This is a genomic window from Kluyvera sp. NPDC087067 (genome assembly GCF_044745165.1).
Taxonomy (GTDB): domain Bacteria; phylum Pseudomonadota; class Gammaproteobacteria; order Enterobacterales; family Enterobacteriaceae; genus Kluyvera.
The window spans coordinates 12,527-24,467 of record NZ_JBIUZS010000012.1; the positions used below are offsets into that span (position 1 = coordinate 12,527).

An 11,941-nucleotide genomic window follows, 5' to 3' on the forward strand; every position below is an offset into this window, starting at 1 on the left:
GAAACGCGAACCGAACAATAAGACAGTACAACATCACGAGGTATCACCATGGCTAACTACTTTAATACACTGAATCTGCGCCAGCAGCTGGCGCAGCTGGGTAAATGTCGCTTTATGGGCCGCGACGAATTCGCCGATGGCGCAAGCTACCTTCAGGGTAAAAAAGTGGTCATCGTCGGCTGTGGCGCACAGGGTCTGAACCAGGGCCTGAACATGCGTGACTCCGGTCTGGATATCTCTTACGCCTTGCGTAAAGAAGCGATTGCTGAAAAGCGCGCTTCCTGGCGTAAAGCGACCGAAAACGGCTTCAAAGTGGGCACCTACGAAGAGCTGATCCCGCAGGCAGATCTGGTCGTTAACCTGACGCCGGACAAACAGCACTCCGATGTTGTGCGCTCCGTTCAGCCGCTGATGAAAGACGGCGCGGCGCTGGGCTATTCCCACGGTTTTAACATCGTTGAAGTAGGCGAGCAGATCCGTAAAGACATCACCGTAGTCATGGTGGCGCCGAAGTGTCCGGGTACCGAAGTGCGTGAAGAGTACAAACGTGGTTTCGGCGTACCGACGCTTATCGCCGTTCACCCGGAAAACGATCCGAAAGGCGAAGGTATGGCGATTGCCAAAGCCTGGGCCGCAGCAACCGGCGGTCACCGCGCGGGCGTTCTGGAGTCCTCTTTCGTTGCGGAAGTGAAATCTGACCTGATGGGCGAGCAGACCATTCTGTGCGGTATGCTGCAGGCCGGTTCTCTGCTGTGCTTCGACAAGCTGGTGGAAGAAGGCACCGACCCGGCATACGCTGAAAAACTGATTCAGTTCGGCTGGGAAACCATCACCGAAGCGCTGAAGCAGGGCGGTATCACCCTGATGATGGATCGTCTGTCTAACCCGGCTAAGCTGCGTGCTTACGCGCTGTCCGAACAGTTAAAAGAGATCATGGCGCCGCTGTTCCAGAAACACATGGACGACATCATCTCCGGCGAATTCTCCTCCGGCATGATGGCGGACTGGGCCAACGACGATAAAAAACTGCTGACCTGGCGTGAAGAGACCGGTAAAACCGCGTTCGAAACCGCACCGCAGTTTGAAGGCAAAATCGGCGAGCAGGAGTACTTCGATAAAGGCGTTCTGATGATTGCGATGGTGAAAGCGGGCGTTGAGCTGGCATTCGAAACCATGGTCGATTCCGGCATCATCGAAGAGTCGGCTTACTACGAATCACTGCACGAGCTGCCTCTTATCGCGAACACCATCGCCCGTAAGCGTCTGTACGAAATGAACGTGGTGATCTCCGATACCGCAGAATACGGTAACTACCTGTTCTCTTACGCTTGTGTACCGCTGCTCAAAGGGTTCATGGCGGAAATCCAGCCGGGCGATCTGGGTAAAGCGATTGCTGAAGGTGCGGTCGATAACGCTCAGCTGCGCGACGTGAATGAAGCGGTTCGCGGCCACGCTATCGAGCAGGTTGGTAAGAAACTGCGCGGCTACATGACGGATATGAAGCGTATCGCCGTCGCAGGCTAATCAAACCCCGTTATCATCCGGCCCGGTCAGCGCCTCGCTACCGGGCCGTTTTTTTATGCCCGAAGAACACGCGGATTAAGCAAACGTTGAAGGTATGTCGAAATACCCTGTAGGCCTGATAAGCGCAGCGCCATCAGGCATAACTGCACATAGCCTGATGGCGCTGCGCTTATCAGGCCTACGCTCACCGGTAGCCCGGACGAGGCAACGCCGACTCCGGGGAAGCACCATGCAAATATCGATGCTGTTTTCTACCCGCGTAAATCAGTTACGGTACAGCACCTTAATGATGTGATAACCGAACTGCGTGTGCAGTGGGCCAGTTGGCTCCAGCACCGGGCAAGAGAAGACCACTTTATCAAACGCAGGAACCATCTGGCCCTGACGGAATTCACCCAGGTGACCGCCTTTCTTACCTGACGGGCAGGTAGAGTGCTTCTTCGCTAACTTCTCGAAGTCTGCGCCGTTTTTAATCTGTTCCAGCAGATCCAGTGCCAGTTGTTCTTCTTTTACCAGGATATGCAGTGCTGCCGCTGTTTTAGCCATGATTGTGCCTTTATGGAGGAGATTCAGGCCGGCGATTTTAGCACGGCTTATCGGCGATACAGCACTTTGATGATGTGATAGCCATATTTGGTTTTCACCGGCCCATACGGTTTTAACAGCGGGCAGCTAAAAACGGCGGCATCAAATGGGCCAACCATCACGCCCTGTTTAAACTCGCCAAGATCGCCACCGTTGCGCCCGGAAGGGCAGCGTGAATAGCGTTTGGCCAGATGATCGAAGCTGATACCGCGTTCAAGCTTGCTGAGGATTTCAAGGGCCAGTTTTTCTTCTTTTACCAGGATATGCAGGGCTGACGCGCTCTTCGCCATGGGCTCATTCTCATCAAAGGATTGCAGCCAACACTTTACCATTTAGCGGGTAAATCTCAGTCGGACTTTCTGCTACAATCCACACCCCCGTGTTTACAGATTGAGCAATACGTCATGCGTTTGAACCCCGGACAACAACAAGCCGTCGAATTCGTCACCGGACCCTGCCTGGTGCTGGCGGGTGCTGGATCCGGCAAAACCCGCGTTATCACCAATAAAATTGCGCACCTGATCCACGCCTGTGGTTATCAGGCGCGGCATATCGCCGCCGTAACCTTTACCAACAAAGCCGCGCGTGAAATGAAAGAGCGTGTGGCGCAAACGTTGGGGCGTAAAGAGGCGCGTGGCTTAATGATCTCCACCTTCCATACGCTGGGGCTGGATATCATCAAGCGGGAATACGCGGCGCTGGGGATGAAATCGAACTTCTCCCTGTTTGACGATACCGATCAAACTGCATTGCTTAAAGATCTGACCGAAGGGCTTATCGAAGACGATAAGGTTCTGTTCCAGCAGTTGATCTCAACGATCTCTAACTGGAAAAACGATCTGATGACCCCCTCGCAGGCGGCGGCCAGCGCAAAAGGCGAGCGCGATCGTATTTTTGCTCATTGCTATGGTCTGTATGACGCACACATGAAAGCCTGCAACGTGCTGGACTTTGATGACCTGATCCTGCTGCCGACGCTGCTGTTGCAGCGTAATGAAGAAGTACGCGAACGCTGGCAGAACAAAATTCGCTATCTGCTGGTCGATGAATATCAGGACACCAACACCAGTCAGTATATGCTAGTGAAGCTGCTGGTGGGCAACCGCGCGCGCTTTACCGTGGTGGGTGATGATGACCAGTCTATCTACTCGTGGCGCGGGGCGCGTCCGCAAAACCTGGTGCTGCTGAGCAAAGATTTCCCGGCCTTGCAGGTGATAAAGCTTGAGCAGAACTACCGTTCATCTGGGCGCATACTGAAAGCGGCGAACATCCTGATTGCCAATAATCCACATGTGTTTGAAAAGCGTCTGTTCTCTGAACTGCAGTACGGGCCTGAACTAAAAATACTGAGTGCCAATAACGAAGAGCATGAAGCGGAGCGCGTTACCGGCGAGCTTATCGCCCATCACTTCGTCAACAAAACCGAATATAAGGATTACGCCATCCTCTATCGCGGCAACCATCAGTCGCGGGTATTCGAAAAATTCCTGATGCAAAACCGCATCCCGTACAAAATTTCCGGCGGCACTTCGTTCTTCTCCCGCCCGGAGATAAAGGATCTGCTGGCCTATTTGCGCGTGCTGAGTAACCCGGACGACGACAGCGCCTTCCTGCGCATCGTCAACACGCCGAAACGTGAAATTGGCTCGGCGACGCTGCAAAAGCTCGGCGAGTGGGCAACGACCCGTAATAAAAGTTTGTTCACCGCCAGCTTTGATATGGGCCTGAACCAAACGCTTACCGGGCGCGGCTATGAGTCATTGACCCGCTTTACCCACTGGCTGGGTGAAGTCCAGCGTCTTGCGGAACGCGAACCGATTGCGGCGGTGCGCGATCTGATCCACGGCATTAACTACGAATCCTGGCTGTTTGAAACCTCGCCTAGCCCGAAAGCCGCCGAAATGCGCATGAAAAACGTCAACACGCTGTTTGGCTGGATGACGGAAATGCTCGAAGGCAGTGAGCTGGAAGAGCCGATGACGCTGACTCAGGTCGTGACGCGCTTTACGCTGCGCGACATGATGGAACGCGGTGAAAGTGAGGAAGAGCTGGATCAAGTACAGCTCATGACCCTTCACGCCTCGAAAGGACTGGAGTTCCCGTACGTGTTTATGGTCGGCATGGAAGAGGGCTTCTTGCCGCATCAGAGCAGCATTGATGAAGATAATATCGATGAGGAACGTCGTCTGGCCTACGTGGGCATCACTCGTGCGCAGAAAGAGCTTATTTTCACGCTGTGCAAGGAACGTCGGCAGTACGGCGAGTTAGTCCGACCAGAGCCGAGCCGATTCCTGCTGGAATTGCCGCAGGATGATGTTATCTGGGAGCAGGAGCGCAAAGTGGTGAGCGCTGAAGAGCGGATGCAGAAAGGACAAAGCCACCTGGCAAACCTGAAAGCGATGATGGCGGCGAAAAAAGCCAAACCGTAAGCCGGATAAGCGTAGCGCCATCCGGCAATCAGCGTATTACCGTACGTCCAATGGCCAGTGGACATAGCTCTGCCACTGGCTTTCCTGATCGATAGTCTCTTTGCCTAACGGATGCTGCGAAAGCCATCCTTGAGGCAACGTGAGAATCAGCGTCTCATCGTTTACCTGTAATAGCATATCGGGAACGAGATCGTCACGGCGACGGCTGGCAAACAAAATGGCCAGACGTAACAGGCGGCAAAGGTGCTCGGCTACGCGAGGTGGCACGGCATTTTGCTGGTGGAGTGACGAGAGATCGATAGGGTTGGTCTGGTTTAACAGCAGAGTCGCTAAGAGCTTCTTTTGCGCAGGGGTAAAGCCGGGCAGGTCAAGATTGCGAACCAGATAAGCGGCATGCTGCGGCGCTTGCTTGAAATCCACGCTCAGACCAATTTCATGTAGCGCGCAGGCGCTCAGCAACAGTTCGCGGCTTAACGGCTCAAGATCCCAGCTATTTCCTACCTGATCGGCAAAATTTTGCGCTAATTGTGCGACGCGGTTAGCCTGCTCGGTATCGACCATAAATCGACGCTGAATATTGCGCAGCGTGCGACTGCGAATATCTTCATCGACCGCCAGATGCAGCATACCGTAGACCAGGCCCTCGCGCAGTGCGCCGCCGGCCAGCGTCATGCACTGGATGTTCAATTCGGTGAAGATAGCGATAAGAATCGCCAGCCCGCTTGGGAAAACGAGCGCGCGTTCTAGCGTCAGCCCTTCGATTTCCAGCTCTTCCAGACGCCCGCATTGAATAGCGCGTTGTTTGAGCTGCTGAAGCTTGGCTAGGGTGATGCGTTCATCCATCCCCTGCGCCATCATGATTTCCTGCAACGCCTGAACCGTGCCGGAAGCACCGACGCAGACTTTCCAGCCATGGTGACGCAGTTCGTCGGCAACCGGTTTAAGCACTTCACGCGCAGCGCGTTCGGCTTCGTCGAAATGTTCCTGCGCCAGATTACGGTCGGTGAAGTAGCGTTCAAGCCAGGTGACGCAGCCCATTGAAAGGCTAAACAGCGAGGTGGTTTGCGCACCAGTACCGGTGACCAGTTCAGTGCTGGCGCCGCCAATATCGACCACTAAACGGCGATCGTCGCCGCCGGTGGTGTGCGCGACGCCCTGATAAATCAGGCGCGCTTCTTCTTCGCCACGGATAACCTGCACCGGGCAGCCGAGGATCTCCTGGGCTTTGGCGATAAAGACATCAGCATTGACGGCAAGACGCAGCGTGGCGGTCGCAACGATGCGGATTTGTGTCGGGGGAATGTCCTGTAAACGTTCGGCGAACAGGCGTAAGCACTGCCAGCCACGTTCCATCGCTTCCATCGACAGTTCGTTCTCGCGGTTAAGTCCGCCAGCCAGACGCACTTTGCGCTTAATGCGCGTTAGCGTCTGGATACTGCCCGCCACCTCGCGAACAATCAGCATATGAAAACTATTGGAACCAAGGTCGATAGCTGCATAAAGCGAGGTGGAAGTCATACACTTCATCCTTCAAATTGTCTCTGCGTTGGCTGCGCGCACTCATCCGAATCACTGACTAATGTAAGCTCATCGGGATTCGTTTGCTTGCCGCCTTGATAAAATTTGAATGATTTTGTGTATGGCATAACTTATTTAACCTGAACGACGACGATTACGCGGTGCGCCCGAACGGCGTGGGCCATTGCCCTGACGAACGCGCGTCAGACGTAATGGTTTTGGCAAGTCGGTTAACAGCGCATCGGGATTGTACTTACTGACCGGAATAGAGTGACCGGTGTAGGTTTCAATCGCTGGCAGGTTCAGGGCGTACTCTTCACAGGCAAGGCTGATAGAGTGGCCGTTAGCGCCAGCACGACCGGTACGGCCGATGCGGTGAACGTAATCTTCACAGTCATCCGGCAGGTCATAGTTAAAGACGTGCGTCACGGCTGGAATATGCAGGCCGCGGGCAGCAACGTCGGTCGCAACCAGAATATCGATATCGCCGCTGGTAAAATCTTCCAGAATACGCAGGCGTTTTTTCTGCGCCACGTCGCCAGTCAGCAGACCAACACGATGGCCGTCAGCCGCCAGATGACCCCAGATATCTTCACAGCGATGCTTGGTGTTGGCGAAAATAATCGCGCGGTCTGGCCACTCTTCTTCGATCAACGTTTGCAGAAGACGCATCTTTTCTTCGTTCGACGGATAGAAAAGTTCTTCTTTAATACGGTGGCCGGTTTTCTGCTCTGGCTCAACTTCCACGTACTCGGCATTGTTCATTTGTTCGAACGCCAGTTCGCGGACGCGATAGGACAGGGTGGCAGAGAACAGCATATTCAGACGCTGGTTGGTTGGCGGCATGCGACGGAACAACCAACGGATATCTTTAATAAAGCCCAGATCGTACATGCGATCGGCTTCGTCCAGCACCACCACCTGAATCGCGCCCAGGTTGATGTGGTTCTGTTTTGCATAATCAATAAGACGGCCCGTGGTGCCGATCAGAATATCGACGCCGCTTTCCAGCACTTTCAGCTGTTTATCATAGCCATCACCGCCATAAGCCAGACCCAGTTTCAGGCCCGTCGCCTCAGCCAGCGGCTCCGCGTCGGCGTGAATCTGGACTGCCAACTCACGGGTTGGCGCCATAATTAAGGCGCGCGGTTGATTCACCTGGCGGTCTGAATTTGCCGGGTGAGAAAGAAGATAATGAAACGTGGACGTCAGAAACGCCATCGTTTTCCCGGTACCGGTTTGCGCCTGTCCAGCCACATCACGTCCAGCAAGCGTCAGCGGCAATGCCAGCGCCTGAATGGGTGTGCAATTATAAAACCCTTTAGTTTCAAGGGCTTCAACCACTTTAGGGTGCAGGGCGAAGTCGGAAAACTTCTGTTCTGTTAAATGTGTTTTGCTCATAGTGTGGTAGAATATCAGCTTACTATTGCATTAAGAAAGCGTATCCGGTGAAATAACGTCAACCTTTGTTGGCGAAGTCAACATCAACACCTCGTTGGTTAATGCTACACCAACACACCAGGCTTATTCCTGTGGAGTTAAATATGAGCGATAAAATTATTCACCTGACTGACGACAGTTTTGACACGGACGTACTCAAGGCTGACGGGCTGACACTCGTCGATTTCTGGGCAGAGTGGTGTGGTCCGTGCAAAATGATCGCCCCGATTCTGGATGAAATCGCTGCGGAGTATGAGGGTAAACTGACCGTTGCTAAACTCAACATCGATCAGAACCCAGGTACTGCACCGAAGTATGGCATCCGCGGTATCCCTACGCTGCTGCTGTTCAAGAACGGCGAAGTTGCAGCAACTAAAGTTGGCGCGCTGTCTAAAGGCCAACTGAAAGAGTTCCTCGACGCTAATCTGGCGTAAGAAATTCGATTCCGGCGTCCAGTGTTCTTAAATTGAGCGGAACTCTGGACGCCTGCCTTTAGTCGTGCTAAGTTAACTTTGACTTCGTTTTAAACATACCTTGTTTGAATCTTGTTTATCTAAACCTCCCGTTGTGTTGTATGGCGTCAGAGGTTGAAAAAATTCCAGGTTTGTCACTCTTTCCGTCTTGTCGATTCAGTTCTGCGTACTTTCCTGTGACAGACAGCGAACAGACATGAGTGATGGCCGTAAACAGGCATGGATGACCCTGCCATACCATTCACAACATTAAGTTCGAGATTTCCCCCAAGTTTAAGAACTCACACCATTATGAATCTTACCGAATTAAAGAATACGCCGGTTTCTGAGCTGATTACTCTCGGCGAAAATATGGGTCTGGAAAACCAGGCACGTATGCGCAAGCAGGACATCATTTTTGCCATCCTGAAGCAGCACGCAAAGAGTGGCGAAGATATCTTTGGCGACGGTGTGCTGGAGATACTTCAGGATGGATTTGGTTTCCTCCGTTCTGGAGACAGTTCCTACCTCGCCGGTCCCGATGATATCTACGTTTCCCCTAGCCAAATCCGCCGTTTCAACCTCCGCACTGGTGACACCATTTCGGGTAAGATCCGTCCGCCGAAAGAGGGTGAGCGTTACTTTGCGCTGTTGAAAGTTAACGAAGTTAACTACGACAAGCCGGAAAACTCGCGTAACAAGATCCTGTTTGAGAACTTAACCCCGCTGCACGCAAACTCTCGTCTGCGTATGGAACGTGGTAACGGTTCTACCGAAGACTTAACCGCTCGCGTACTGGATTTGGCCTCGCCAATCGGTCGCGGCCAGCGTGGTCTGATTGTGGCACCGCCGAAAGCCGGTAAAACCATGCTGCTGCAGAACATCGCGCAGAGCATTGCCTACAACCACCCAGACTGCGTCCTGATGGTTCTGCTGATCGACGAACGTCCAGAAGAAGTGACCGAAATGCAGCGCCTGGTGAAAGGTGAAGTTATCGCTTCTACCTTTGACGAACCTGCATCTCGCCACGTTCAGGTCGCGGAAATGGTTATCGAGAAAGCGAAGCGTCTGGTTGAACACAAGAAAGACGTTATCATCCTCCTCGACTCCATCACCCGTCTGGCACGTGCCTACAACACCGTCGTACCGGCTTCCGGTAAAGTGCTGACCGGTGGTGTCGACGCTAACGCCCTGCATCGTCCGAAGCGTTTCTTCGGCGCCGCACGTAACGTGGAAGAGGGTGGTAGCCTGACGATTATCGCTACGGCTCTGGTCGATACCGGCTCTAAAATGGATGAAGTTATCTATGAAGAGTTTAAAGGTACCGGCAACATGGAACTGCACCTCTCTCGTAAGATTGCTGAAAAACGCGTCTTCCCGGCTATCGACTACAACCGTTCCGGTACCCGTAAAGAAGAGCTGCTCACCACGCAAGAAGAGCTGCAGAAAATGTGGATCCTGCGCAAAATCATCCATCCAATGGGTGAAATCGACGCGATGGAATTCCTCATTAATAAACTGGCAATGACCAAGACTAACGACGACTTCTTCGACATGATGAAACGTTCGTAAAATTGTTTTTTTGCTGATAAACGCCACACAATTGTGTGGCGTTTTTGTTTTTAGGAGTTTAGGTGATGTGGCGAATCATTTTTTTCGCGGACAATTGGAGTTTGCAGCTACAATGATAGCTAGTTTGCAAAATCGGTTATAAATCAGGCGAGTTTCCCCAATATTCATCAGCCTTGCTCTTCTGATGAGTCACTATCGTGGGTATACTTTCGCTACTAATATTCGCAGCGAGTATAAATTGTGAGTTTACTGGCCGTCGGTACTGACTTGATCGGTATTTTCTTGTTCACCACCGTATTTCTTTTTTTCGCGCGCAAAGCGGCTAAAAAGATTGGTTTGGTGGACCGACCTAATTATCGTAAACGTCACCAGGGAATCATTCCACTTGTGGGCGGTATCTCGGTATATGCCGGGATCTGTCTAACTTTTGCGACCGCAGATTATTATATCCCTCACGCTTCACTCTATCTCGCCTGTGCCGGCGTCCTGGTCGTGGTGGGCGCACTCGACGATCGCTATGACATCAGCGTGAAATTCCGCGCCACCGTTCAGGCCTTAATTGGCATTGTGATGATGACCGCCGCCAACCTCTCGTTGCGCAGCCTGGGCTATATTTTTGGCTCCTGGGAGCTGGTTCTTGGGCCTTTCGGGTATTTCCTCACGCTTTTCGCCGTCTGGGCGGTGATAAACGCTTTCAATATGGTCGACGGTATCGATGGCCTACTCGGTGGCTTATCGAGCGTGAGCTTTGGCGCCATTGGGCTTATCTTATGGTTTGATGGGCAAACGAGCCTCGCCATGTGGTGCTTCGCGATGATTGCCGCCATTCTGCCTTATATCATGTTGAACCTCGGCATTCTTGGTCGCCGCTTTAAAGTGTTTATGGGCGATGCGGGCAGTACGCTGATTGGTTTTACGGTCATCTGGATCCTGCTGGAAACCACCCAGGGAACGCATCACCCTATCAGCCCGGTGACGGCATTATGGATTGTCGCCATCCCGCTGATGGACATGGTCGCGATTATGTATCGCCGTCTGCGCAAGGGAATGAGCCCGTTTTCCGCTGACCGACAGCATATCCATCACCTGATCATGCGCGCCGGTTTTACCTCCCGTCAGGCGCTGGTACTGATTACCGCAGCCGCTGCACTGCTGGCTGCGATTGGCGTTGCCGCCGAATACACCCGTGTTGTACCTGAGTGGGTCATGCTGATACTGTTCCTCATGGCCTTTGCGCTTTATGGTTACTGCATCAAACGGGCCTGGAAAGTGGCGCGCTTTATCAAACGTGTGAAGCGCAGAATGCGTCGGAACAGTGATAACCATCCAAAATTAACCAAGTAAAACTGGGGTAGTAATGACACAACCATTACCAGAAGCACGGTCATCAAGTGCCGAGAATGAACTGGATATTCGTGGCCTGTTTCGCGCGTTGTGGTCGGGGAAACACTGGATTATCGGTCTTGCGGTGCTGTTTGCCGCTATCGTACTGATTTATACCTTTTTCGCCCGACAGGAATGGAGTACGACGGCGATAACTGACCGACCTACCGTCAATATGCTGGACGGGTACTACTCGCAGCAGCAGTTCCTGCGCAATCTCGATGTGAAGGTTAATCCGACGACCGTCGCGCCTCCTTCGGTGATGGATGACGTTTACAAAGAGTTCATCATGCAGCTCTCATCGTGGGATACACGCCGTGATTTCTGGTCGCAAACGGATTACTACAAGCAGCGCATGGTGGGTAACTCACGCGCCGACGCCGCCCAGCTGGATGACCTGGTAAACGATATTCAGTTTATGCCAGGGGATATGCTGAAAAACCAGAGCGACAGCGTGAAACTGTCGGCGGAGACAGCCCAGGATGCCAACAACCTGCTTCGTCAGTATGTGGCGTTTGCCAGCCAGCGTGCAGCCGGACATCTCAATGATGAGCTGAAAGGCGCATGGGCCGCGCGCACCATTCAGGTGAAAGCGCAGGTGAAACGTCAGGAAGAAGTGGCGAAGGCGATTTATGACCGCCGGATGCACAGCATTGAAGCCGCGCTGAAAATTGCCCAGCAGCACAATATTAATCGCAGCGAGACGGATATTCCGGCCGATGAATTACCGGATTCTGAACTCTCGCTGTTAGGTCGTCCAATGCTACAGGCCCGTCTGGAAAATCTTCAGGCCGTCGGGCCAACGTTTGACCTTGATTACGATGAGGCCAAAGCGATGCTAACGACCCTCAACGTCGGGCCAACCCTGGCAGCCAGCTTCCAGACCTACCGGTACTTACGGACGCCTGAGGAGCCAGTTGCGCGCACTAGCCCGCGTCGCGCATTTCTGATGGTCATGTGGGGAATTGTCGGGGCACTGGTGGGTGCCGGGATTGCACTGGCGCGCCGTCGCGCGCAGTAATTCCTCATCAAAATAAA

The 11,941-nt window shown here is 53.1% G+C and carries 10 protein-coding genes and 1 pseudogene; 7 read left to right on the forward strand and 4 right to left on the reverse strand.

What is annotated here, in order from left to right; all coding sequences use genetic code 11:
• Positions 1–48 precede the first annotated feature (48 nt).
• Positions 49–1,524 carry a ketol-acid reductoisomerase gene (gene ilvC, locus ACIPDS_RS20900; protein ID WP_400740048.1) on the forward strand — a complete coding sequence of 492 codons (1,476 nt, stop codon included), beginning with the start codon at positions 49–51 and terminating at the stop codon, positions 1,522–1,524.
• A 264-nt stretch (positions 1,525–1,788) separates the two neighbouring features.
• Here ilvC and ppiC (ACIPDS_RS20905) read toward each other — a convergent pair whose 3' ends face one another.
• The gene (ppiC, locus tag ACIPDS_RS20905; RefSeq protein WP_052285532.1) at positions 1,789–2,070 is read right to left on the reverse strand and encodes a peptidylprolyl isomerase PpiC; all 282 of its coding nucleotides are present in this window, start codon (positions 2,068–2,070) and stop codon (positions 1,789–1,791) included.
• Positions 2,071–2,117: 47 nt separating this feature from the next.
• A complete protein-coding gene (gene ppiC, locus ACIPDS_RS20910) occupies positions 2,118–2,399 on the reverse strand; it encodes a peptidylprolyl isomerase PpiC (RefSeq protein ID WP_166517209.1) in 282 nt (93 codons plus the stop codon).
• 114 nt (positions 2,400–2,513) lie between these two features.
• On the opposite strand from ppiC (ACIPDS_RS20910), the gene rep reads away from it, so the two are divergent.
• Entirely contained in the window at positions 2,514–4,538 is a 2,025-nt protein-coding gene (gene rep / locus ACIPDS_RS20915; RefSeq protein WP_166517208.1) for a DNA helicase Rep, read from the forward strand.
• Between the two features lie 36 nt (positions 4,539–4,574).
• Here the strand turns inward: rep and gppA are convergent, their stop codons facing one another.
• Together gppA and rhlB are read right to left on the reverse strand one after the other, a co-directional pair.
• Positions 4,575–6,056, reverse strand: coding sequence for a guanosine-5'-triphosphate,3'-diphosphate diphosphatase (gene gppA, locus ACIPDS_RS20920; RefSeq protein ID WP_400740053.1), 1,482 nt, complete (start codon positions 6,054–6,056; stop codon positions 4,575–4,577).
• A 135-nt stretch (positions 6,057–6,191) separates the two neighbouring features.
• Entirely contained in the window at positions 6,192–7,457 is a 1,266-nt protein-coding gene (gene rhlB / locus ACIPDS_RS20925) for an ATP-dependent RNA helicase RhlB (protein WP_400740056.1), read from the reverse strand.
• A gap of 143 nt (positions 7,458–7,600) precedes the next feature.
• Here rhlB and trxA point away from each other — a divergent pair, with 143 nt between their 5' ends.
• The 5 genes and pseudogenes from trxA to wzzE all read left to right on the forward strand — a co-directional run bounded on the left by trxA (position 7,601) and on the right by wzzE (position 11,924).
• Positions 7,601–7,930 carry a thioredoxin TrxA gene (gene trxA / locus ACIPDS_RS20930; RefSeq protein WP_062777354.1) on the forward strand — a complete coding sequence of 110 codons (330 nt, stop codon included), beginning with the start codon at positions 7,601–7,603 and terminating at the stop codon, positions 7,928–7,930.
• 140 nt (positions 7,931–8,070) lie between these two features.
• Positions 8,071–8,171, forward strand: a pseudogene (locus ACIPDS_RS20935) (hypothetical protein); the annotation flags it as partial.
• Positions 8,172–8,260: 89 nt separating this feature from the next.
• Positions 8,261–9,520 (forward strand): transcription termination factor Rho, encoded by a 1,260-nt coding sequence (gene rho / locus ACIPDS_RS20940; protein WP_052285527.1) that lies wholly within the window; start codon positions 8,261–8,263, stop codon positions 9,518–9,520.
• Between the two features lie 240 nt (positions 9,521–9,760).
• The gene (gene wecA, locus ACIPDS_RS20945; protein ID WP_166517205.1) at positions 9,761–10,864 is read left to right on the forward strand and encodes a UDP-N-acetylglucosamine--undecaprenyl-phosphate N-acetylglucosaminephosphotransferase; all 1,104 of its coding nucleotides are present in this window, start codon (positions 9,761–9,763) and stop codon (positions 10,862–10,864) included.
• Positions 10,865–10,877: 13 nt separating this feature from the next.
• Entirely contained in the window at positions 10,878–11,924 is a 1,047-nt protein-coding gene (gene wzzE / locus ACIPDS_RS20950) for an ECA polysaccharide chain length modulation protein (protein WP_166517204.1), read from the forward strand.
• Positions 11,925–11,941 lie beyond the last annotated feature (17 nt).

Bases quoted from the DNA above. Each gene is read 5' to 3' on its own strand.
- ilvC (WP_400740048.1), top strand. From the start codon at position 49: ATGGCTAACTACTTTAATACACTGAATCTGCGCCAGCAGCTGGCGCAG.
- ppiC (WP_052285532.1), bottom strand. From the start codon at position 2,070: ATGGCTAAAACAGCGGCAGCACTGCATATCCTGGTAAAAGAAGAACAA.
- ppiC (WP_166517209.1), bottom strand. From the start codon at position 2,399: ATGGCGAAGAGCGCGTCAGCCCTGCATATCCTGGTAAAAGAAGAAAAA.
- rep (WP_166517208.1), top strand. From the start codon at position 2,514: ATGCGTTTGAACCCCGGACAACAACAAGCCGTCGAATTCGTCACCGGA.
- gppA (WP_400740053.1), bottom strand. From the start codon at position 6,056: ATGACTTCCACCTCGCTTTATGCAGCTATCGACCTTGGTTCCAATAGT.
- rhlB (WP_400740056.1), bottom strand. From the start codon at position 7,457: ATGAGCAAAACACATTTAACAGAACAGAAGTTTTCCGACTTCGCCCTG.
- trxA (WP_062777354.1), top strand. From the start codon at position 7,601: ATGAGCGATAAAATTATTCACCTGACTGACGACAGTTTTGACACGGAC.
- rho (WP_052285527.1), top strand. From the start codon at position 8,261: ATGAATCTTACCGAATTAAAGAATACGCCGGTTTCTGAGCTGATTACT.
- wzzE (WP_166517204.1), top strand. From the start codon at position 10,878: ATGACACAACCATTACCAGAAGCACGGTCATCAAGTGCCGAGAATGAA.